Source organism: Microbacterium sp. NPDC055455 (genome assembly GCF_053619935.1).
Genome location: NZ_JBSHLB010000001.1, coordinates 614,593 through 636,434, shown reverse-complemented (window position 1 = coordinate 636,434; position 21,842 = coordinate 614,593). Strand labels below are relative to the sequence as shown.

Sequence of the window (21,842 nt, the reverse complement as noted above, 5' to 3'; positions counted from 1 at the left end):
GCGCAGGAGACCGTCTCCGGTTGCCCGTTCGTGGACCCTGTATTGCAGTGCGCGGTCGGCGTAACCTTGTGGTCATCACTCAGGAGGGATCGTGAAGCGGCTACAGGCGAAGCAGATCATCAGTGATGACGAGCAGATCGCCCGATATGCCTACGTGTTGGGAAATGTGCCGGCCGTCATCGCGGACAGAGGGTACGTGGCCGCCTTCCAACGACTTGCAGCGCCACAGCGGGAGCGTCTGATGAACTGGCTGCGTGAGCAGCTTCCCGCTGGCATTCAAGAGCCCTCACCACCTGACGATCCAGAAGCGTTCGCGATATTGATGCGCAACCTCCACGCCCGTCACGCCCTCGTGACCGCGCCTGGCGCCGCTGCCCTGGCGGCCGGATTCGTCACAAGTCCGCCCATCGTCGCTTACTTCACGACGGGCGCAGGTTCGGTTGCGATAGACCAGCATCCGCCGTGGTTGCACGAGCTTGCCGGACACGAGACTGCCCCGAAAGACGCCGGACGAGATAGAAGCGTCGACGGCCCGCAACGCTGGGCCTGATCGGCACGCGAGGCGCACGGGATTGCTCGACGCAGAGCAGCGCAGCGGGCTGCCTGTGGGCACGCTGAAGGACCGGCCTCCGGGCAGCTGGTCGGACCTCATGCGCGATGGCGTGCCGGTCTTGAGGCTCGGGCGCTGCTTAGTCGGCACGTGGGACACTGACGTTTGGCAACCGATTCGGACATCGAGTGCTCCGCACCGTATCCAACCCGTGTGACCGATCGATCGGGATGTGTGAATCGGCCTGACTTTCGTTCCGTTCTTCAAGCAAGGATGGAACTCGATGAACAGGAAGTACTCGCCGGAGATGCGTGAGCGGGCGTTGCGGATGCTCGCTGAGGCGCGGCCGGAGCACCCGAACATGATGAGCGCGGTGCGGCACGTGGCCGGGCTGCTCGGGATGAGCCCGGAGACGTTGCGGCTGTGGCAGCGCCGGTACGAGGTCGACGCCGGCGCCAAGCCCGGCCTGACGACCGATGCGGCGCAGCGGATCAAGCAACTGGAGAAGGAAGTCTCGGAGCTGCGGAAGGCGAACGAGATCCTCAAGGCTGCGAGCGTGTTTTTCGCGAAGGAGCTCGACCGCCCCTCGACGAGATGATCCGGTTCATCGACGAGTACCGGGATCGTTTCGGGGTCGAGCTCATCTGCCGTGTCCTCCGACCGGCGGTCCAGGGGTTCCTCACCTCCCGCGGCTATCGCGCCGCGGTCGGCCGTGCGCCGTCGGCCCGGCAGTTGCGCGACGACCTCCTCAGCCCGGAAGTCGCGCGGCTGCATGCGGAGAACTACGGCGTCTACGGGCGCCGGAAGATGCACGCGTTGATGCGCCGACAGGGCTGGGACATCGGCCGGGACCAGACCGAACGACTCATGCGGCTGGCCGGGGTGCGGGGCGTGAAGAAGTCCAAGCGGGTGTTCACGACGCGCTCGGACAGGACGACGACGCTGCCAGGCGATCTGGTCAACCGCAGGTTCACCGCTGACGCGCCGCGTCGGCTGTGGGTCTGCGACATCACGTACGTCGCGACGTGGTCCGGGTTCGCCTACGTCGCCTTCGTCACCGACGTCTACTCCCGGCGCATCGTCGGGTGGAACGTCGCGGCGACGCTGAAGGCCGAGATCCTGCCGCTGCAGGCGCTGGACATGGCCGCGTGGAATGCCGGCGGTGACCTGACCGGGCTGACGCATCACTCGGATCACGGCTCGAATTACATGGCCATGGTCTACACCGAACGCATCGTCGAGCTCGGCGCCGTGCCATCGACCGGAACGGTCGGCGACTCGTTTGACAACGCGATGGCGGAGGCCGTGAACAACCTCTACAAGACCGAACTGATCCGCCAGCGCGGGCCGTGGCGCACCGTCGAGCAGGTCGAGCTCGCGACCCTCGAGTACGTGTGGTGGTGGAATCACCAGCGCCTGCACGGCGAGCTCGATCTGCGCACCCCGATCGAGGTCGAGCACGCGTACTACGCTGACCAGGAATCAGCCCACCCGGCACCCGCCGGACAAACGAACCGATAGGAACGAAAGTCAGGCCGATTCATTTCGAGTCCCTGGGGGGAATGCGATGGCTGGCAAGGGGGACGTCGTCGCTGCGGTGGCGACCGCGAAGGAGAACTACGACGCTGCGATTAAGGCTCTGTCGGATGCATGGCCGGGCGAAGACGCGACCGAGACCGAGGGTGCCGCGAGCACCGTCCCGGTCACGCAAGCGAGCGACACTCTGAAGTGGGCGCGCAAGAAGTACGACTCGCTCGTGCGTTGGGTGGTCGGGGTATTCAGTGCCATCGGCCTCTTGGTCTTCGGCTCGGTGCCGTTCGTAAACCTCGCCTTTGTGGACGTGTGGCGGGTGTCGATAGGGCTTGTCCTTTCCGGCATCGGGCTTGCGATCGTGATCTATGCGACGACCAGGGCCCTGGAGCCGGAAGACGCCAGTCTGTCTGAGCTTCGGGTGACCATCAAGGACGCGGAGAAGAACCCGAATTCAACCAACCCGCGAACGAAGGAAGCGGCCCGCCTGAACGGACTTCTTTCGGGTGACACCGCCGCGGCGTTCGGTCCAGGGATCAACTCTGTCGACAAACTGCTCGAGGAGATCGGCCGCCGCGAGGCGATCGTGCTTCACCTCGACACCGGCTGGTCGCCATCGAGAGACGCCGCTCCGCCGCCGCCTCAGCTTGCGAACGTCCCCTCCGCCGACATCGGACCTCGCATGCGGGAGCATGTGGATGCCGTGATCTCGTGGATTCCGGGTACCGAGGAGGTCTCGGCTGACGCGGTGTGGAACGAGGTCGATGGCGAGGGTCAGTCCAAACGCGTCGCTGAGGCAGGCGAAGAGCAACGGCGTTTCCTGACAGACGAGTGGCACCAGGCGGTGGTGTCGGCCGTGCTGAGCCGCGCGTTCCCGTCGCGACCCTTGCCTACCCCGGACCTCCGGAAGGCTGTCCAGAAACTGCTGGATGCCGTCGAAGCGCGCAAGAGTCCCACGGATGCCGCCGCTCAGGTACGAGCGGCTCTACTCGCCGACACATCCGCAGTTGAAGCAGTGCGGTTGAAGAGCCAGAAGGCAATCCTCGACAACCGCCTATGGCACCGCAACCTCGTGCTCGACGAGTCCGGCGTATCTCAACTGCGAGCGACTTTCCGCGTTGTCCGCCGCCTGTTGATGATCGGTGCTGCTCTCGTCCTGATCGGTGGGGTGGTGTACGCGTGGGCGGTCACAAACCCCAAGATCGGTGGCCTGCAGACCCCCGTGTCGATCACGATAAATCCCGACAGCGACTCGATGAAAGCGTTGGTCTCTTGCGGCCTCTCCGCCGACGAGGGAGTGCAAGATGCAGCCGGCACCCTGATCTCCATCGCCGATCCTGGCGACCCAACGAGCGAGGCCAAGGTGCTCCTGGCTGAGACGGCCTGCGCCGGCGCCACGGTGAAGATCGCTTCGGGCGACGGCCGCGTCGCATTAGCGGCCAACGCAGATCCCGCCGCGACCGAAGAGGCGACAGATACCGACGACCCAGGCAGCTCTGTGCGACGCGTCGCATCGATCACGATTACCGCAGGCACGGATGCCTGGGCGGCGGTCGACGAGGCCTGCGAGCTGTCCGGCTCGCGAGACGACGACATCTCAGTTCAGGGCTATGTGCGCGTCGATGGGGAGGTCACGGGGCTTCCTCCATTCTCCGCCGAGGTGATCTGCGACGACGCGCGGTCACTCGTGGCCGTCGAGTTTGCGGCCGATGAGGGCACGTACAGCCTTCCTTGAATCGAGGATTATCGATGGATCCATTCGTACTGTTCCTGCTGCCGCTCTTGAAAGGAATCGGCGACCGGGTCGTCGACGAGATCTCGGGCCACGCGTTCGACTCGCTCAAGAGTTTAGGGGTCGCCGCGTTCCAGCGGCTCGTCCGCGCCTCGCGGGACGATGATGCGGAAGAGCTTGCCGCCTCCGCCCACGAACTGTCGATCGCGTTGCAAGACACACCTGCCGAGCGACAAGCGCTCGTCAGCGCAACGATCTCTGCGACGCGGCCCGAACCCTTGATGCAGATGTCGTCGGTGCTTCAGTTGATGTGGAGCGCAGCTTCCACGATCGACCTGGTTCCTCGCGGCTCGCGTCCGGCGGGCGCGCTGGCACTAGCTGGTTCGTTTCCCGACCGGGCGTTCGTCACCGTCTACGATGTGCGGGACCTGGACCGGGCCGTCAACGCTCTTGCGGATCCCTTGATAAACCAATGGGACGAACCAACCATCTACTTCAGCGACCTCGGCGGACAGAGTGAATACTGGACGCCGCGAATGTGGGTCTTGAGGCCGGGCGACAGTGTCGATGCCCGGGGCCTGGCGAAGTCCCTGAATACCCTGCTCCACGACAAGCGTAAGCAGCCCGATCCGATGCTCGTCGAGCTCGAACTTTGCGAGTTCAGCGGGGTCGACCAGAAGTGGCGAGTCAGCTACCTTCACGGTGATCGTCTGCTGGCGAAAACCCTCAGCGGCCCTGCCTCTGGCGGCCGGCCCGACACCGAGCTCGACGTCGCCGACGCTGCGGGCACGCTCGAACTGCTCGAATCGCTATCAGCCCTGACCCGCTCGCAGAACGAGCGCGACGAAGTTTGGTCCAAAGCCTGGAACGAGATCTCCGTGCGCGTGGGCGAGAATCCGGACGACCGGTAGTTGCCCGTTCAGGGGTACCCATCGTAAGCGCTTTTGCCCGCACGCTCCCTTTTGCGCGCAATGCCCGTTTATGGATCGGACGTGCCTCTCCGACGGGGTGATGGGCCAAACTCGGGCAGTTCGGCTCGTGGCATCAAAGCTCGAGGCTTTCGCCCCCGTCCGCATACTCATCGTGACTGGTATTGGGCTCGGTCGCCTGTGCGCCGAGAGCGACGGCATCGAGTTCGTGGCGAAGATACTTCGGGGCCTGAACGCGCCAGGCGTCGGTCACCAGCTCGGCCAGATGGTCCGCCTTGATCGCGGCCAGCCGGAAAGCCACTTTCGGCTCACCCCAGGGCGTGGTCGTCCGCAGGAACACGTCGGGCTCCATCTGGACCAGAGCGAATTCATCCATCCGGTCCGCGACCTTGACGGCGACGACGAGCTCGGTTGCGAGAATCGCACGAATGTCGTCGGGGATGCTGGGCCATGGGTGGCACTCCCACGCATACAACTTTCTCCGGACGAACCACGCGGTGCCACCCGTCGTCGCGCGCTCTTCGCTGCCGGGCAGGCTATTCGCGATCCTGCGCACGTCGTCGAGGGTGGCCACGGCGCGAGCCTACGCCGCCCGCGCGACATCGATGCCGCTCCTAGCGAGCGGACGAGTGCTCCCGAGGCAGCCGCATACGAGCATCGCGCGAATACGGATCCCGGCGCTCACCCGTCGATAGTGTCGACGCGTGAGCGAACGCAAGAGATCGACCCTGGCGTGGGTGATCGCCAGTGTCATCGTCGGCACCGGCTGCATCGTGCTGCTCATCGGGGTGCTGACTCCGGTGACGTTCGGCTGGTTCGCCTATCAGCCACTCGCCGATGCGACATTCGTGCCCGGTGGCGGCGGCGTCTTCCTGTCCCGCACGACGATCGTCGGATTGGCGGTTCTGACGATCGGTCTCCTGGCGGTCGCCTTCCTCGCCGGCCGGCATGCGGCGCGAGCGCGCCCCAATCGACGTCACCCGGATTCCGCGGACTGACAGCTGGCCGCCGAGACGGTCCCGTCGAACGCTCATTGCTCGAAAGGGGATCGAGATCCCGATCGAGGAAGGGACTACTCCTGGGGTCGGCTGTAGGGATTGCGTGCGGGTGGTTGGCAGCTCGTCGGATCGATCCCGTGGTCCAACACCTGTTGATAGACACCTTGAGCGTCGCTGGCCGGCGTGACCCCGATATCGGTGAGGCACTTGCGCAGGGCGACGTAGGTGGGCGAGTCGTACGTATGGGCCATTTGCCAGGCCATGTCGATCTGCTGGAAGGGCGGATAGCAGACCGCGTGCGCGCTCTCGTCCACTGCGAGGTAGGAGTACTGGTGCACCGCCCCCTCCATGTACTCGGCCGCCAGACCAGATCCGTTGTCACGCATGCATCGTGCAAACGTGGCATACGCCGCTTCATACATCTGCGCGGTGACCTCCAGCGGCTTCTCATCAAGCGGCGTCGAGGAAGGCACGCCGACCGCTGGTCGGCCGGATCCCCCGCCGGCCGAGATCGCAAAAGGCACGGCCACGACGACTACGACGGCCGTGAGGGCCACGGCGAGCGCGGCCGCAGCCCAGCGCGGCCGGAATGTTCGCTGAGCAGCTGCCGATGGCCGTCCGTCATCATGCGGGGACGGTGCTGCGTCGTCTTGCACGACGACGGACGCGGCGCGATTGAGCAGAGCGGCACGCCCCTTGGCGAGCGCATCGTCGGTGGGAACCCGGCTATCCTCACGGGTGTTGCGGAGCGGGGTCAACTCGTCCATGTTCCACTTCCTCCGTACTGATGCCGGTGCCCGCAGCTTCTCTCAGCACCCGACGAACGCGATTGAGCCGGGACCGGACGGTGCCGATCGGTACGCTGGTCGCCTTGGCGATCGCGGCGTAGTCGAGATCAGCCCACGCGTATAGCAGCAGCGTGTCGCGATCCTCCGCTCGAAGCCGTCTGAGTGCTCGCTCGAGGCGATGCACGAGCCGTTGCGCATCGATCCGGTCGTGTGCTTGGTCGGTGAAGTCGGGAGCAATCCGGCCCGCGAGGTCCGCGGTCATCCCCTTCCAGGCCACCGCTTCCAGCCGAGAGTGCTTGCGGATCAGCCGCGTCGCGATTCCGAGAAGCCAGGGCCGGGCGTCCGCCACGGCGGTGTCGTAGGTGCGACGCTTCTCGAACGCGACGAGGAAGGTGTCCGACATGATGTCCTCGGCAGCGTGGTCACCGACGCGTTGAGCCGCGTAACGGAACACTGAACGAGCGTGCCGGTCGTACAGGTCGGCGAATATCGCCGGCTCACGCATCGACGTCTCGATGACCTCGTTGTCGGGGCTCACAACCGTATTGCTCGATTCCGCGGAGTCAGTTCACGCCAATACGCATCCCACCCCGAAAAGGCATCACCACGCCAGTCCAGGCACCGTAGCCACGCAAGGGCTACCTTTCGCTAGGTGCGCGCTCATGGACCTTCGCTGGCTGCGCGAGATGGGGGCGGGCCTGGGCCCACACAAGGGCCGGTGAACGAGCTGAGACGGGCGGGTGTGACAAGACATGCGAATATGTCGGGAAGAGAAACAAAACACCTCGCCCCTATCTGAAGGAGAGCGGATGTCGGCACCCGACCTCTCGCATCGGTTCCAGGAGATCTCCCTCAAGCTGATCGCCCCCGACGGCACCCCCCTCACGGACGGGCCCGTCACAGTGGAGCAGACACGGCACGCGTTCGGCTTCGGGAACATCGGCTTCGACTTCGTCGAGCTGCTCGGTGGGCCGCCTCAAAGTGACCGCGGCGCTTCACGGGTCTTCGGCGGCGCAGACACCGACCGGGCGGTGCCGCTCCTGGACGCCTGGCTCGATCTGTTCGACAGCGTCACCCTCCCGTTCTACTGGCGCGGCTTCGAGCCGCAGCCGGGGCGTCCCGACACCGCTCGGCTCCTCACGACGGCTCGCTGGTTCGCGGACCGAGGCGTGCGGGTCAAGGGGCATCCGCTCGTCTGGCACACGCTCGCCCCGCGCTGGCTCCAGGAGCGGACCGATGCGGAGGTCGAGGCCACGATCCGCGACCGCATCGTCCGAGAGGTCACCGCCTTCACGGGGGTCATCGACCTGTGGGACGCAATCAACGAGGCGGTGATACTGCCGGTCTTCACGGCGGAGGACAACGCGGTCACCCGGCTCGCTCAGGCGAAGGGTCGCGTGGCGATGGTGCGTCTGGCGTTCGAGACGGCGCGCGAGGCGAATCCGTCCGCCCGGCTCGTGTTGAACGACTTCGACCTCAGCACGGACTACGAGCGGCTGATCGAGGAATGCCTCGACGCGGGGGTGCGGATCGACGCCCTCGGCCTGCAGACTCATATGCACCAGGGCTTCCGAGGCGAGGAGAACATCTGGAACATCCTCGAGCGATTCGCACGCTTCGGCCTGCCGCTCCAGCTCACCGAGACGACATTGCTCTCGGGCGACCTCATGCCGGCGGAGATCGTCGACTTGAACGACTATGTCATCGACTCCTGGCCCTCCACGCCCGAGGGTGAGGCCCGACAGGCCGACGAGCTCGTGCGGCACTACCGCACGGTTGTGGCGCACCCCGCGGTGGAGTCGCTCACCTATTGGGGGCTGACCGACGAGGGGTCATGGCTGGGCGCACCGTCGGGGCTTCTCCGTTCCGACGCCTCACCCAAGCCCGCCTATGGTGCCCTGCGCGGCCTCATTCGCGGGGAGTGGTGGCACGCTCCCCAGGCGTTGCGTCCCGACGCGGACGGGCGCGTCCGGGTGCGCGGCTTCGCTGGAGACTATCGCGTGACGGCACCCCAGGGCTCCGCGCACTTCTCGGTTCCGAGCGCGGCCGACGGCTCCACGGTGGAGACTCGCCTGCGCGGCTGATGCAAGCGGTCACCCCGGCTGCGCACTTGCGGACCGGCTCGAGGGCTAACCCTGGAAGACCCGCGCCGTATGGTCGCTCAGGGTCGCCCCGCGATCTCGATCGTCTCGGGCAGCTTGTCTCCCGTTTCCGTTGCCACACGGCGAGCGATGTCCCCGTCTACGAGGTACATCCCCGCATTCGATCCGGTGATGAAGAAGTCGTTGGCTGCGTCGCCGTCCAGCATCGTCGGAGTCAGCCACAACGCGTACTCCTTGCCTGTTTCGAGGAGAGGCCGGGACGACGGATCCTGCCGGACAGCGACGGCGTCCCCGGCGCTGACTTGCTCAGCTTCTGGAGCTGTGGCTCCTAGCTGCGGAGACGCCGGCGCGCTCGACACATCGAGGGTGGAGATTGTCGTCTCGCCGTCGGTCCGCTGGTCAGTCACTGTGCCGATCACAATCGCCGTACTGTCGCTCGCGAGCCCGTCGATCGAGTCGTACAGCACCGCTCGACTGCCGTCACCGTCGGTGACGGAGCTGGCTGCGCATCCAACCAGCAGCGTCAGCAGCGTCGTGGCGACCGCGGCTAACCCGGCGCGTCCCAGCGCTTCCCGCTTCGTCTCGCGAAAAGCCCGAACCGATGATGACCTGCCGATCCGCATCATGAGCCGAGCATAGGACCGCGGTACACCGCCCTGCGAGCCGGAGGCCGGCTCGTTGAGGGCAACAGCGCCCGCGGCGCGTGCGGACCGCCATCCGCTCGGCCTTCTTGCGGTTCCGCTTGACCTTCTCACTGTGTCAGGGTCGATCGTGGTCTCCATCATGTACACCATCGGAGAGTTCGCAGCATACGGGCGTGTGAGCGCGCGAATGCTGCGGCACTACGACGCCATCGGGCTGCTCAAGCCCGCTCGGGTCGACCCGTCCACGGGATACCGGCGCTACGACTCCTTGCAGCTGTCGGACCTCCTCCGGATCGTCGACCTCCGCGGATTCGGGTGCTCGCTGGACGATGCCGCCGAGGTGCTCTCGTCGAATGATCGGGATGCCGCCACTCGCGCGATCCTGGCCCGCCGACGCGAGGAGCTCACGGATTCGATCGCCGCAGATGCCGCACGCGTCGCCCGGATTGATGCGCGACTCTCCCGCCTGGAAGGAGCTCGCACCGTGAGCGGAATCACCTACACCTCCCTGCCCGCCGTCACCGTCTATGCGACAAGCGAGATTGCTCCCGGTAGCGGGCCCGAGAACGTCTCGCCCGTTGTCGATCGCATCCTGCCCCCGCTCCTTCGCGCGCTGCAGGAATCGCGCGTCGACTTCAAGGAGCCAGGAATCTTCTGGTACGAACCGGTCGACGGCAGTGACGACATGCGCGTGTGGGTTTCGTGGATCGCCGGTGGCGATCCCGTCGAGAATCCGGCATGGGAGGTCGTCACACTTCCCGAGGTCCCGCACGCTGCCGTCTTCGACTACCGCGGCGACATGCCCGGAATCGGCGACGCCTGGCACGAGTTCATGACAGGCCTTGCTCAGGCTGGGGTGACGATGGCCGGCGCAGGACGCGAGGTCTACCTGGAGTCAGAACCGCTGCCGCAGTCGCAGTGGCTCACCCAGCTCCAACAGCCGATCATCGGCATCCCCGCGACAACGTAACCGAACCGGCACACGTTTCCGTGCGCTCAACGACGTCAAGCGCGCAGACACGGCGACACCGGACTCGGCTTGTGTGAGCCGCTCAGACAATCGGCTCCGATGAGGACCGGCCGCAGGCGGCCGGACACGCTGGGATCGCAGGTCGAGACCTGCAGCCGGGGACCGACGTGTGGCATCCAGACCTCACCGACCGGAAGGCACGGGTGCGCGTTGCCAGGCCCGCCCGGCGGTGCAACACTTCACGCATGGTCGAGAGCACCGTTGCTGCGAAAGAGGCAGCCTTGGCAGGAGAAGCGGCGAACGCCCGACGCAACCCGTATTTGGTCACCCTCGTGATCGTCGGCGCATTCGCATGGGTAGTCGCGTTCATGCTGTGGAACGTGCTCGTCCAAGTGACCGATTACACGACGTATGACAGCGAGACAGCTTCGGCGTTGGCGACGTGGATCAACATCCTGCTCCTCAGCGGTGTGGCCGCCATAGTCGGGGCGGTCGTGATTGCGGGCATAGCTCGCGAACTTCGCAACATGACCAGCAACTGACCACGCCAAGCACCACACACTGCCAATCCCGCGCACGCAGAGCGAGAGACTGCCGCAACCCTTCGCTAGATTCGCGTGGTGACTCATCTTCGTCGCGCATCGTGCGGGCTCGTTGCGCTCGCGCTGTCAGTCGGGCTCACCGGCTGTTCGCTCGATTCGGTCATCTGGGGAACGGACGGCGCGCGCGTGATCCAGACGACCGAGGAGCTCATCGACGCCATGGCGCGTGGGAATCCGACCGATCTCGTCTGCGCCGACTCCGAGGCGGAGCTCGGAGGCCCGAGCGATTGGCTGGGCCTGTCGGCCGGCGAGCCGGAGCACTTCTTCGCAGACTATTGGGAGGAGCAGGTTCCGCTCGATCCTCAATGGAACATCAACCTCGAGGGCCTGCCGGAGGGTCTGGCACCCGGCTCAGCGTTCCCGGGTGATGTGTTCTACCGCGAGACCGACGAGGGCCTCTGCGTGATCGACGTCGCATCGTCGACCCTCGTGGCCGAAGGCTGACAACCCGCCTGGCACACCGCAGGCGGAGATGACCGGAGCGTCGCGGCGGGGCGACCGTGGTGGCGTATCTCTATGGGGCGGTGGGAATCTCCGACGTACTCCCCTCCGCGCAGCGCCATTACGATGCGGGCATGCCGTTGCTCCGAGCCGTCGTCCTGTCGGGGCTCGGCGCGGTCGTGGTGTTGACCGCGGCTGGGCGGGCGATGCGGCTTCTCGGCGGCGACGACCCACGCGAGGATCGGGCCGTGCGTGCGCTCCAGGAAGCGTTCGGCCACCGGTCGGACGATGGCGCCGTCGCGGCTGACCCCGCCGTCCCGACTGGGCTACGCGAGCCGATCGACCGGGTCACCGAGCTGCTCTCGTGGTACTCCGGCGTGCCGCAGACCATCGCGAACGGCGCGATGTGGTGCGGAATCACCTGGTGGTTGACGCGGGACCGGCGCTCAGCGGTCGCGCCAGCGGCGGCGCTCGCCCTCGAGACCGCGTGCTTCGTCGCGTCCGCGGCGCTCGTGGGGCGGCCACGACCCCAGGGGGTGTGGCGCCCCGAGCAGCCACACGCGACGTCGTCGTTCCCCTCCGGGCACACCGCGGCAGCCTTCGCGCTCCACGGCACGCTCGCCGACCTGCTCGATAGCCACGGCGGCCGCGGCGCGCGGCTCCTCCGCCCCCTCCTTCGGTACGGCATTCCCGGCGCGATCGCGTTCTCGCGGGTCTACCGCGGCCAGCATCACATCTCGGACACCGTCGTAGGCGCCGTGCTGGGACGATGGAGCGCCGCTGTGGTGCGGCGTGAGCTGCTCTCGTCGTAGGCGGGCGGGATGACGCCGCCCGACGGGCGCGCAGGCCTTGCAGGTCGCCCGTTCACGGATCGGCAAGCCGCGCGCGATCACTGATCATCGGTAGATCGTCGTCGACGAGGATGGTGATGTGGAATCACCCGCCGCCGCCTTCATCGACCGCACGCTGCGGGCCGAGGCGTCGGAGTGGCGCACGTGGGCGGACGGCGATGCGTCGGTCGGCGGGCTCCGGGTCTACGGCGCCTCGGTCGGCGCGATCCGCGGCACCGTCCGCGACGCGCTCCGGAGACATCGCGGACTCGAGCACGACGACATCACCGCACTCGCGTCGGAGCTGTGGGCGGCGCCCGTCTTCGAGCGCCGCTTCGCGGCGATCGTGCTGCTGCAGGGGCAGGTGGACGCGCTCAGCGGCAACGACCTCACCCGCATCGAGGGGTTCCTCCGCGACGCCCGCGTTCCAGATCTCATCGAGCCGCTTGCCCTGGACGTCGTGCGACCGCTGCTCGCCCGCCTGACGGGCACTGAGGCCGATCGCGCCCGGCGCATCGTGGCCCGCTGGGCTTCGGCCGATGCTGAGGGCCTGCGTGCTGCTGCCGCCCTCCTGGCGGGATAGGCGCGAAGGGTGTCCGCGCACCCGGGTGCGCAGCATCCGATATCCGCCCACAATGGCGGCATGACAGCGCAGAAGGCCGTCGTCCGGATGTGGCGAGGCAGTGTGCGGAGTGAAGACACCGACGAGTACGTCGCGTACATCGAACGCACCGGTATGAGGGAGTATCGCGAGACGCCCGGGAACCTCGACGCGTGGATGCTGACACGCGACCTCGGCGACGGCACGACCGAGATCGTGACGGTGTCGCGCTGGCAGAGCCTCGAGGCGATCAAGGGCTTCGCCGGCGCGGACATCGAGACCGCCGTCTACTACCCCGAGGACGACCGGTTCCTCGTGGAGCGCGACGATGTGGTTCGCCACTGGACCCAGGTTTCGTAGCGCATGAATTCGCGCGCCCGCGGTCCGACATGCGCGCCCTCCTTCGCGCGGCTACTAGTCTCGGGCGCGGAGTGACCGAACGAAGGGCGCGAGGCGGCGCCCTCCGGAGCGAGTGACTGAGGAGCGACATGGACTACTTCGATCTGACCGGCCGGCGAGCTCTGGTCACCGGAGGCAACCGCGGTCTCGGTCTTGCGATCGCGCACGCGCTCGCAGCCGCCGGTGCTCACGTGGTCCTGGGCGTCCGCGATCCGGACGGCGCGGAACAACCACTCCGTGCGATCCGGGCTGAGGGCGGTTGCGCATCCTCGATCACGCTCGATGTCACGCAGCTCGATGAGGCCCGAGCGTCGATCGACGCGGCATCCGATGATGGCGTGTTCGACATCCTCGTGAACAACGCCGGCGGCGGGGTGAACGGGCCGGCGATCGACGTCACGGAGGCCGATTTCGACGCGGTGTGGTCGCTGAACGTGCGTTCGGCACTGTTCCTCTCACAGCATGTCGCGCGCTCGATGCCGGCCGGGGGCGCGATCGTGAACATCGCGTCGCAAGCAGGCATCGTGGCGCTGCCCGGCGAGTCGTCGTACTGCATCGCAAAGGCGGCGATGCTGCACATGACTCGCTGTCATGCGGTCGAGTGGGGCGACCGGGGCATCCGCGTCAACGCGGTCGCCCCCACGTTCATCGAAACCGACGGCACGGCCGAGGCGCTGTCCGACCCCGAGTTCCGCGCCGACGTCATCGACCGGATCGCGGCGCTGCATCGGATCGGCACACCCACCGAGGTGGCCGGAGCCGTTGTGTTTCTCTGCTCTCCCGCGGCGTCGCTGATCACCGGCCACACGCTGGTCGTCGACGGCGGGTGGACCATCCGCTGAGCTTGACGCGGTGGTCCACGAGAGCTCAGCATCGCCCGCTGGGGTGTCTGAGGTCCCGGCGTAGGTTGGAGGGCATGGCTCGCATTCTCGCCGTCACCGGCGGCTACGTCGTCCCTGTCAGCGCCGACCCCATTCCGAACGGCACGGTGATCGTCACGGACGGCGTCGTGTCGGCCGTCGGCGGACCCGACACCGAGGTCCCCGACGGCGCGGAGGTGGTCGACGCGTCCGGCAGCTGGGTGCTTCCGGGGTTCGTGGAGTCCCACGGTCACCTCGGGGTGCACGAGGAGGGCGAAGGGTGGTCCGGCAACGACACCAACGAGATGACGGATCCGAACGGGTCGCGGCTGCGCGCCCTCGACGGCATCGACATCGAGGAGATGGGCTTCCGCGACGCGCTGCGCGGCGGTGTGACGACCGCGGTCATCAAGCCGGGATCGGGCAACCCCATCGGCGGCCGCACCGTCGCCATCAAGACCTGGGGCGGCCGGACGGTCGATGAGCAGATCCTCGCCGCGGACGTGTCGGTGAAGGCGGCGCTGGGCGAGAACCCGAAGCGGGTCTACGGCGAGCTCAAGCAGACGCCGTCGACGCGCCTGGGCGTGGCATCCGTCATCCGCAGCGCGTTCACGGCGGCACAGCACTATGCCGACAAGCGTGACGCCGCCCTCGCCAAGGACGAGCCGTTCGAGCGGGACCTCGGCAAGGAGACGCTGGCCGCCGTGCTGGCGGGCGACCTCCTCTGGGATCAGCACTGCCACCGGCACGACGACATCGCGACGGCGATCCGGCTCGCGGAGGAGTTCGGCTACACGCTGGTCGTGAACCACGGGACCGAGGCGCACAAGATCGCCGATGTCCTCGCCGAGAAGCAGATCCCCGTCATCTTCGGCCCGATGCTCACCTCGCGATCGAAAGTCGAGCTGCGCGACCGTGGCATCGGCCACCTCGCGCTCGTCGCGCAGGCGGGCGTCAAGGTGGCCATCACGACCGACCACCCGGTGGTCCCCATCGACCAGATCCGCCTGCAGGCGATCCTCGCGATGCGCGACGGCCTGCCCGCCGAGACGGCTCTCGCCGCGCTCACGGTCAATCCGGCTGAGATCCTGCGTCTGCACGATCGTGTCGGCGCCCTCGAGGTCGGGCGCGACGGCGATGTGGTCGTGTGGTCGGGCGACCCGCTCGCGGTCGAGTCGCGCGTGCAGCGGGTGTTCATCGAGGGGCGCGCGGTGCTCGAGCCGGCGGACGGCGCTGCCGACACGCGCGTCGTCGAGCGGTGGGAGCGCTTCGGCCGCACAGCGTGGATGGCGTGACCCCGACACGACCGTCGTGAGCGCGCATCCCGCTGACGCCGCGCCGCGGCCGCGCGGCTCGTTCGGACGGTACTGGACGGCGGCGGCGATCAGCTCGTTCGGCACAGCCGTCACGGCGGTCGCCATGCCGGTGCTCGTGGTGCAGCTGCTGAGCGCGACCCCGTTCGAGGTGGGCATCGTCAATGCCGCGCAGTTCGTGCCGTACGCCCTGCTCGGGCTGATCGCCGGCGCCTACACGGATCGCTGGCGCCGCAAGCCGATCCTGGTCTGGTCGAGCATCGGCCGAGCACTCTCGCTCGGCGCGATCCCGGTGCTCTGGCTGGCCGGCGTGCTTGAGATCTGGATGCTCGTGGTGCTCCTGCTGCTGTTCGGCTCCTTCTCGGTGTTCGGGTTCGCCGCCACGCAGTCCTTCCTCCCCCGGCTCGTGCCTCGGTCTTCACTGGTGGTGGCCAATGCGCGACTGGATCAGACGGATGCCGCAGCCCAGACAGTCGGCCCGGCGCTGGGTGGCGGACTCGTCGCGTTGCTGGGAGCGCCGATCGTGCTGGCCGTGGACGCGGTCAGCTATCTCGTCGACGCGCTGCTGAACGCGAGCATCCGCGTCGATGAGCGGCGGGAGCGCCGCCCCGAGCGCAACCTCCGCCGCGAGATCGTCGAGGGGCTGCGCTGGGCATACGCCCACCGGACGCTCGGACCGCTCGCGGTGTCGACGCATGTCTGGTTCTTCGCCAACGGGATCGCGTTCACAGTGCTCTCGCTGCTGGCGCTGCGATCCCTCGGCTTCACCGCCTTCACGTTCGGGCTGCTGCTGGCGGTCTCGGGATCGGCGGCTCTGCTCGGCGCGACCTTCGCGTCGAGATTCGGGTCGTGGCTGGGCACCGGGCCGGCGATCATCGTCGCCCGTACGGCCTATCCGATCGCGTGGCTGCTGGCGGGGGCGACGGCGTGGCTGTCGGCGGAACCCGTGCTCCTCTATATAGCGCTCGCGATCCACGGGCTGGCCGCCGGCGTCGAGAACGCCAACGAGATGGGCCTGCGGCAGGCGGTCACGCCCGACTCCCTGCTCGGACGCGTGAACGCGAACATCCGTTCCGCCAACCGGACCGCGGCGGCGCTCGGCGCCCTCGCCGGCGGCGCGGCGGTGGGTCTCGTCGGTGACGCGTGGACGCTCGTCGTCGTGGCGATCGTCTTCGCCGTCGCCGCGATCGTCGCGGTGCTGTCGCCGCCGCTTCGGGCGATGAAGTCTCTCCCCGAATCGGACTGAGTCGCGGTCATCGCCGGTATTCGGGCGTGAAGGATCCGAATCGATTCGATAGTATGTGAGGTCTGTCGCCGCACGGTCTTTCGCAGCCGCGGTCGCGGCATCCGCCCTCTTTCCGCACTCTCGTTCAAGAGCCGCCCCATGCCTACCGCCCTGACGACGGGCCGCCCCTGGCACGTCATCGTCCTGTTCTCCGTCCCGCTCCTCATCGGCAACGTGGTGCAGCAGCTGTACCACGTGATCGATGCGATCGTCGTCGGCCGCCACCTGGGCGTCGATGCGCTCGCCGCGGTCGGGGCCACGGGAAGCATGCTGTTCCTGCTGCTCGGGTTCGCCTGGGGTCTGACGTCCGGCTTCGCCATCCCCACCGCGCAGGCGTTCGGCGCCCGCGACTTCGCGGCGGTGCGGCGCTCGGTCGCGGCCGGCACGATCCTCACCGCAGCCTGCACGGTCGTACTGACCGTCGGCGCGCCGCTCTTGAGCGAGCCGCTCCTCGTGATGCTGCAGACGCCCCCCGAGCTGATGGACGACGCCGTCGTCTTCGCGCAGATCAGCTTCCTCGGCGCGGGCGCGATGATGTTCTTCAACTACCTCTCGGCGATCATCCGGGCGATCGGCGACTCGCGCACCCCGCTGCTCTTCCTGTCGCTGGCGTGCGGGCTCAACGTCGGGCTCGTCATCCTCATGGTGGGCCCGCTGGACTGGGGCGTCGCCGGTGCGGCGCTGGCGACCGTCGTGTCGCAGGCGGTCTCGGTGCTCCTGTGCCTGGAGTTCATGCGGCGACGGATGCCGGTGCTCCACGTCCGCCGCGAGGACTGGCGGGTCAGCCGCGCGGAGCTCGCCGACCACCTGCGCCTCGGACTGCCGATGGGCTTCCAGGCGTCGATCATCGCGATCGGGACGCTGTCGGTGCAGGTCGCGCTGAACACGCTGGGCGCGGACGCCGTCGCGGCATACACCGCCGCGTCCCGGGTCGACGGCCTCGCCGTCGCGCTGCTGCAGTCGCTGGGCCTCGCGGTGTCGATGTTCGTCGCCCAGAACCACGGCGGCGGCCGCCCCGACCGCATCCGGCGCGGCGTCACGCAGGCGACGTGGATCGCCGTGGCCGCCTCGATCGTCCTCGGCGTGCTCCTCATCGCCTTCGGTGCGGCGCTCGTGCGGCTGTTCGTGGGCGAGGGTGCCGTCGAGGTCGTCGGCATGGCCGCGCAGATGCTGGCGATCAACGGCGCGACGTACTGGATCCTCGGCATCCTGTTCGTGCTGCGCGGCGCGCTGCAGGGGCTGGGCCACACGCTGATCCCGACCGTCACCGGCGTGATCGAGCTCGTGATGCGCGTGGGGGCGGCGGTCGTGCTCGGCGGCATCTTCGGCTTCATCGGGGTCGCAGCGAGCAATCCTCTCGCGTGGCTGGGTGCGGTGCTCGTCCTCGTGCCGGCGTACATCCACGCGCACCGGCAGCTCGCGCACGCGCCGGTCACGCCGATGGTCGCCACCCCCACCACGCCCATCCCGGTCATCGGCCCCACCGACGGCTCGATGGTCGTGGACGCGGTCGTCACGCAGCCGATCGTGCTCCCGGCGGCGGCGCGGCAGCCGGGCCGGCACCGGCGGCGGTTCCCGGTGCTCTCCGCGCGCGACCGGCGTCGCACCCGGGGCTGACCGCCGTCGGCGGGTGCCCTTAGGCTCGACCGCATGCCCGTGACGATGCGCCGCATGCAGGACCTGACCATCCACGACCACACGCTGACCGTTCCGCTGGTGTGGGACGACGCGGCCGACGGCCGCACGATCGACATCCACGCGGCCGTCGTCGCGCGGGAGGGCGGCGAGAGCCTGCCCTACCTGGTGTTCCTCCAGGGGGGACCGGGGCACGAGGCACCCCGTCCCTTCCACTCGCCGTCGGGACCGTCGTGGCTCGACGAGGCCCTCGAGCACTACCGTGTCGTGCTCCTCGACCAGCGCGGCACCGGTCGATCGACACCCGTCGGCGACCGCGACCTCGAGCGCGGCACGGCCGATCTCGCCGAGTACATCACCCACCTCCGCGCGGACTCGATCGTGCGCGACGCCGAGGCCCTTCGCGAGCACCTCGGCACGCCGACGTGGAGCGTGCTGGGCCAGTCGTTCGGCGGGTTCACCACGTTGGCATACCTGTCGACGGATGCCGCCTCCCTCGCGGAGGTCTACATCACCGGCGGGCTCAGCGCGGTGGGCCGCCACCCCGACGACATCTACGCGCTCGCGTACGACAAGCTGCGCGACGCGTCGGAGCGGTACTACCGGCGCTTCCCCGGGCATCGCGACGCGATGCGGCGGGTGGTCGACCTCGCGGACCGCGGTGAGCTCGTGCTCCCGGGCGGCGAGGTCGCCTCGGTGTCACGGGTGCGGTCCGTCGGCTCGCTGCTGGGATCCAACGACGGCTGGCAGACGCTCTGGTCCCTCCTCGAGCTCGATCCGCGCACCAACGCGTTCCGGCACGATCTCCTCGCCGCCCTGCCGTTCGGCCCGCGCAACCCGCTGTACTACGTCTTCCACGAGTCCAGCTACGCCGACGGCCACGCCACGCGATGGTCGGCCGAGCGCACCGAGCCCGACGACTTCCGCGACGATCCGACGCTGCTCACCGGCGAGCACGTGCGGAGGGAGTGGGCCGACACCGTGCCCGGCCTTCAGCCGTGGCGCGACGTGACGCTCGAGCTCGCGGAGTTCGAATGGCCTCAGCTCTACGACGCCGCGGCGATCGCCGCGTCCGGCGCTCGTGGTGCGGCCGCCGTCTACGTCAACGATCTCTTCGTGCCGCTGGAGTTCTCGATGCAGACCGCCCGGCTGCTGCCGGGCGTCGCCACGTGGGTGACGAGCGAGCACGAGCACAACGGGCTGCGCTCGGGCGGCGGGGTGCTGTCGCGGCTGATCGACCTCGCCCACGAGCGCGCCGTGCGCTGACAGGCGCGAAGGGGCGGAGGACACCGCCGGCATCCTCCGCCCCTCCGCGATGGTCAGCCGGCGAGCGTGACGGTGTCGATCGTCACCGCCGCGATGCCGGGGTGGTCGCTGAAGACCCCGTCCATGCCGGCGCCGATGAACGCCTTCAGCTCGCCGTCGAGGTCGCCGTATGCGTTCGGGTCGGCGCTGGAGCGGAAGTCGACCGGGAGGAACTGGTTCTCGGCGCGGAACGTCCAGCCGTGCACCGAGAGCCCCGCCGCGTGCGCGTCGGCGATGACCGGCGTGGGCGTGCCCAGGCGGCCGTCGGCGGTGCGCGGGATCATCACGGACTTCTCCAGTCCGACCCCGTCGGCGTAGGTCGCGATCTCGGCGAGGCCGGCCGGCGTGACGAGGTCCTTGTACGTGCGCGGGTCGCCCGAGGCCGTGAAGTCGTGCGGCCGGCCCGAGCCGCTGACGAGCTGCGCGAGCGTGACGTCGGTGAGCGCGTCGAGGTCGCGGAGATTGGCGGTCTCGAAGCTCTGCACGATCACCGGCGCGTCGGCCCGGTCCAGGCCGTTCGCACGCAGCGCCTCGACGAGCGGCTCCTCCATCGACAGCCCGATCGAGTCGAAGTACGACGGATGCTTCGTCTCGGGGTACACGCCGACCGTGCGGCCGTCGCAGCTGATCGAGTGGCGGGCGAGGTCGATGACCTCGTCGAGCGTCGGGATGACGTACAGGCCGTCGAACGCCGTGTTCGCCGGGCGGGTCTGGGGCAGGCGCTCCTTGGCGCGCAGCGTCCGCAGCTCGGCGAAGGTGAAGTCCTCGGTGAACCAGCCGGTGACGGCGGATCCGTCGATGACCTTCGTCGCCTTGCGCGCGGCGAACTCCGGCCGGGTGGAGACATCCGTGGTCCCGCTGATCTCGTTCTCATGACGCGCGACGAGCACGCCGTCCTTCGTCGACACGACGTCGGGCTCGATGTAGTCCGCGCACTGCACGATCGCCGTCTCGTATGCGGCCAGGGTGTGCTCGGGACGCGACCCGCTCGCACCGCGGTGGCCGATGAGGCTCACCGTCGACGGCTCGATCTTGGTCTTGTCGAGGTCGATGACGGCGAACTCGGTGTCGTCCGGCGTGCCGGGGATGCGCGCGTCGTTGCCGGGGTAGTTGTTGTCGTTGCCGATCAGCAGGCTGCCGTCCTTCAGCTGCACGATGGTCTCGAACGACTGCACGGGCAGCGAGAAGACCTCGCCGGTGCCGTAGCCGTCGCCCGCGCCGATGCCGTACGGGTTGGCGATGCGCAGCGCGTCGAGCACGAGCGTCTTCTCGAGGTAGCCCTCGGCGTCGGTGCGGCGGAGGTCGACCTCGTACACGCGCTTGGTGACCGACTGCTCGCCCTCGAAGTCGTCACGCTCGATGAGGATCAGCACGTCGCCCCGCACGGTGAACGCGTCGCCGATGACATTCGGCTCCTGGTCGGTCTGGTAGCTCCACGTGCGGCCGGTGTACTGCCCGGCGCGCGTGTCGAACTCCAGGATCTCGCGGCGGCGCAGGTCGGCGTCGTCGGCGTAGGAGCCCTCGACCACGGGGTACAGGTAGCGTCCGTTGGCCGAGGCGGCCATCGCCTCGAACCCGCGGCTCGCCCGCACGCGGGGCGTCTCGCCCGGCTGCAGGTAGGGGTTCTGCGGCGACTTGGCGCCGTCCAGCGCGTACGGCTTCTCGAGCAGCGTGCCGTCGGCGTCGAAGTGGAGCAGGAAGGGGCCGAACTCCTCGCCGACCCAGAACGTGCCGTCCTTGGCCTTCACGACCGACTCGATGTCGAAGTCGCCGCCGGTGAGCAGGCGCTCGTCGGTGCCGTCGTTGACGATCGGGAAGTCGAGGACGCCGTTGCGGTCGTTGTACGAGATGAACCGCTCGACCTCGATCTCGCCGGCGCCGCCCTCGGCGGTCTGCCAGGCCGGACGCACGAGGTAGTTGCGCAGCAGGAAGTCGGCGGAGTTGCCCTTGGCGCCGAAGCCGTTGTCAGGCTGCGCCCAGAACGTGCCGTCGCCGTTGTCGATCGCAGCCGAGAAGCCGGGGATGACCTGGCCGTTCCAGGGTCCGGTGCGGCCGTTGGCCGGAGTCGCGAGCGCGCCCGAGACCGGGCCGGGCTCGAGGTGGTCGGCCGACAGAGTGGCGCGGGCGACGAGCGTCGGCACGTGCGTCTGCACGTACGGCGACTGCGACGCCGCGGGGGCAGCGGCTACCGGCTGGGCGGAGGCAGCGGTGGCGGGAAGGAGCGCGACGGCGGTGGCCGCCGCGGCTGCCGCGGCGAGAAGGCGCGGCAGGACGCGTCGTGTGGGGAATCGACTCATGGAGCCGACGCAATCGCGGCCGCCCGGCCTC

General features: G+C 68.4%; 22 protein-coding genes and 1 other annotated feature. Of the genes, 17 read left to right on the top strand and 5 right to left on the bottom strand.

Going from position 1 to position 21,842, the window contains the following annotated elements; all coding sequences use genetic code 11:
* Nucleotides 1–91 precede the first annotated feature (91 nt).
* The 4 genes from ACWGUG_RS02800 (at nt 92) to ACWGUG_RS02785 (ending at nt 4,723) form a co-directional block, all read left to right on the top strand.
* Complete coding sequence (locus tag ACWGUG_RS02800; RefSeq protein WP_452323779.1) at nt 92–550, top strand: hypothetical protein; 459 nt, start codon at nt 92–94, stop codon at nt 548–550.
* Between the two features lie 283 nt (nt 551–833).
* Nucleotides 834–2,071 (top strand): IS3 family transposase gene (locus ACWGUG_RS02795; RefSeq protein ID WP_452323778.1). Its coding sequence is split into 2 segments (ribosomal slippage): nt 834–1,113 and nt 1,113–2,071, totalling 1,239 coding nucleotides; the frame shifts between segments, so codons are not numbered across the junction.
* Nucleotides 1,106–1,222, top strand: a sequence feature (AL1L pseudoknot). (Overlaps the previous gene by 117 nt.)
* Before the next feature lie 46 nt (nt 2,072–2,117).
* A complete protein-coding gene (locus ACWGUG_RS02790) occupies nt 2,118–3,815 on the top strand; it encodes a hypothetical protein (RefSeq protein WP_452323777.1) in 1,698 nt (565 codons plus the stop codon).
* Between the two features lie 14 nt (nt 3,816–3,829).
* Nucleotides 3,830–4,723 carry a hypothetical protein gene (locus tag ACWGUG_RS02785; protein WP_452323776.1) on the top strand — a complete coding sequence of 298 codons (894 nt, stop codon included), beginning with the start codon at nt 3,830–3,832 and terminating at the stop codon, nt 4,721–4,723.
* Nucleotides 4,724–4,856: 133 nt separating this feature from the next.
* On the opposite strand, the gene ACWGUG_RS02780 is transcribed toward ACWGUG_RS02785, so the two are convergent.
* Nucleotides 4,857–5,315, bottom strand: coding sequence for an MmcQ/YjbR family DNA-binding protein (locus tag ACWGUG_RS02780; protein ID WP_452323775.1), 459 nt, complete (start codon nt 5,313–5,315; stop codon nt 4,857–4,859).
* Between the two features lie 130 nt (nt 5,316–5,445).
* Here ACWGUG_RS02780 and ACWGUG_RS02775 point away from each other — a divergent pair, with 130 nt between their 5' ends.
* The gene (locus tag ACWGUG_RS02775; protein ID WP_452323774.1) at nt 5,446–5,739 is read left to right on the top strand and encodes a hypothetical protein; all 294 of its coding nucleotides are present in this window, start codon (nt 5,446–5,448) and stop codon (nt 5,737–5,739) included.
* Nucleotides 5,740–5,813: 74 nt separating this feature from the next.
* Here the strand turns inward: ACWGUG_RS02775 and ACWGUG_RS02770 are convergent, their stop codons facing one another.
* Nucleotides 5,814–6,506, bottom strand: coding sequence for a hypothetical protein (locus ACWGUG_RS02770; RefSeq protein WP_452323773.1), 693 nt, complete (start codon nt 6,504–6,506; stop codon nt 5,814–5,816).
* On the bottom strand, nt 6,472–7,065 hold the full coding sequence (locus ACWGUG_RS02765) for an RNA polymerase sigma factor (RefSeq protein ID WP_452323772.1): 594 nt from the start codon (nt 7,063–7,065) through the stop codon (nt 6,472–6,474). The genes ACWGUG_RS02770 and ACWGUG_RS02765 overlap by 35 nt, the downstream gene beginning before the upstream one ends.
* Before the next feature lie 271 nt (nt 7,066–7,336).
* Here ACWGUG_RS02765 and ACWGUG_RS02760 point away from each other — a divergent pair, with 271 nt between their 5' ends.
* Entirely contained in the window at nt 7,337–8,611 is a 1,275-nt protein-coding gene (locus ACWGUG_RS02760; RefSeq protein WP_452323771.1) for an endo-1,4-beta-xylanase, read from the top strand.
* A gap of 77 nt (nt 8,612–8,688) precedes the next feature.
* Here the strand turns inward: ACWGUG_RS02760 and ACWGUG_RS02755 are convergent, their stop codons facing one another.
* Nucleotides 8,689–9,255 carry a hypothetical protein gene (locus ACWGUG_RS02755; protein WP_452323770.1) on the bottom strand — a complete coding sequence of 189 codons (567 nt, stop codon included), beginning with the start codon at nt 9,253–9,255 and terminating at the stop codon, nt 8,689–8,691.
* 157 nt (nt 9,256–9,412) lie between these two features.
* On the opposite strand from ACWGUG_RS02755, the gene ACWGUG_RS02750 reads away from it, so the two are divergent.
* From ACWGUG_RS02750 to ACWGUG_RS02700, 11 genes are all read left to right on the top strand, one after another.
* On the top strand, nt 9,413–10,243 hold the full coding sequence (locus tag ACWGUG_RS02750) for a MerR family transcriptional regulator (RefSeq protein WP_452324186.1): 831 nt from the start codon (nt 9,413–9,415) through the stop codon (nt 10,241–10,243).
* A gap of 245 nt (nt 10,244–10,488) precedes the next feature.
* A complete protein-coding gene (locus ACWGUG_RS02745) occupies nt 10,489–10,785 on the top strand; it encodes a hypothetical protein (RefSeq protein WP_452323769.1) in 297 nt (98 codons plus the stop codon).
* A gap of 186 nt (nt 10,786–10,971) precedes the next feature.
* The gene (locus ACWGUG_RS02740) at nt 10,972–11,289 is read left to right on the top strand and encodes a hypothetical protein (protein ID WP_452323768.1); all 318 of its coding nucleotides are present in this window, start codon (nt 10,972–10,974) and stop codon (nt 11,287–11,289) included.
* A 131-nt stretch (nt 11,290–11,420) separates the two neighbouring features.
* Nucleotides 11,421–12,098, top strand: a complete 678-nt coding sequence (locus tag ACWGUG_RS02735; protein ID WP_452323767.1) for a phosphatase PAP2 family protein — start codon at nt 11,421–11,423, stop codon at nt 12,096–12,098.
* A gap of 118 nt (nt 12,099–12,216) precedes the next feature.
* The gene (locus ACWGUG_RS02730) at nt 12,217–12,699 is read left to right on the top strand and encodes a DNA alkylation repair protein (RefSeq protein WP_452323766.1); all 483 of its coding nucleotides are present in this window, start codon (nt 12,217–12,219) and stop codon (nt 12,697–12,699) included.
* Between the two features lie 60 nt (nt 12,700–12,759).
* Entirely contained in the window at nt 12,760–13,077 is a 318-nt protein-coding gene (locus ACWGUG_RS02725; RefSeq protein WP_452323765.1) for a hypothetical protein, read from the top strand.
* A 128-nt stretch (nt 13,078–13,205) separates the two neighbouring features.
* The gene (locus ACWGUG_RS02720) at nt 13,206–13,958 is read left to right on the top strand and encodes an SDR family NAD(P)-dependent oxidoreductase (protein WP_452323764.1); all 753 of its coding nucleotides are present in this window, start codon (nt 13,206–13,208) and stop codon (nt 13,956–13,958) included.
* A 74-nt stretch (nt 13,959–14,032) separates the two neighbouring features.
* Entirely contained in the window at nt 14,033–15,271 is a 1,239-nt protein-coding gene (locus tag ACWGUG_RS02715) for an amidohydrolase (RefSeq protein ID WP_336394072.1), read from the top strand.
* Nucleotides 15,272–15,287: 16 nt separating this feature from the next.
* Nucleotides 15,288–16,535, top strand: a complete 1,248-nt coding sequence (locus ACWGUG_RS02710; RefSeq protein WP_452323763.1) for an MFS transporter — start codon at nt 15,288–15,290, stop codon at nt 16,533–16,535.
* A 138-nt stretch (nt 16,536–16,673) separates the two neighbouring features.
* Complete coding sequence (locus ACWGUG_RS02705) at nt 16,674–18,191, top strand: MATE family efflux transporter (protein WP_452323762.1); 1,518 nt, start codon at nt 16,674–16,676, stop codon at nt 18,189–18,191.
* 33 nt (nt 18,192–18,224) lie between these two features.
* On the top strand, nt 18,225–19,475 hold the full coding sequence (locus ACWGUG_RS02700) for an alpha/beta fold hydrolase (protein ID WP_452323761.1): 1,251 nt from the start codon (nt 18,225–18,227) through the stop codon (nt 19,473–19,475).
* Nucleotides 19,476–19,528: 53 nt separating this feature from the next.
* Here ACWGUG_RS02700 and ACWGUG_RS02695 read toward each other — a convergent pair whose 3' ends face one another.
* Entirely contained in the window at nt 19,529–21,811 is a 2,283-nt protein-coding gene (locus tag ACWGUG_RS02695; protein WP_452323760.1) for an esterase-like activity of phytase family protein, read from the bottom strand.
* Nucleotides 21,812–21,842: the final 31 nt, after the last annotated feature.